General features: G+C 65.0%; 1 protein-coding gene. It reads right to left on the reverse strand.

Features of this window, described 5'->3' with window-relative positions; all coding sequences use genetic code 11:
* Positions 1 to 3: 3 nt before the first annotated feature.
* Positions 4 to 317 (reverse strand): NAD-binding protein (locus MRBLMA1_RS19065; RefSeq protein ID WP_363738990.1); only part of this gene is annotated, 314 nt, incomplete at its 5' end.

Consider the following 317-nt stretch of genomic DNA (forward strand, 5'->3'; position numbering starts at 1 on the left):
AAATCAGGCAAGTCCGCTGGCGCGGGCCTGGGCGAGGGCCATGACGATCCAGTCCCGCTCGGCATCGCCATCGGCGATCGCGCGCACCAGTCGCTCGCGGCAGACCTCGGCGCTGGGCAGGGGAACGTCATTGGCAGCGCCCGTGGCGAGGGCGAGATCGACATCCTTGAGGGCAAGGGTTGCGGTAAAACCGACATTATCCCAGCTGCGATCCAGGATCGCGCGCGAATAGCCGCTATAGGCCGGACCGGAAAACAGACCCTCGATCAGAATATCGCGCATCGCTTCGGGATCGGCTCCGGACTTCTCGACCAGGC

The sequence above is a fragment of the Sphingobium sp. LMA1-1-1.1 genome (assembly GCF_040676365.1).
Lineage (GTDB): Bacteria > Pseudomonadota > Alphaproteobacteria > Sphingomonadales > Sphingomonadaceae > Sphingobium.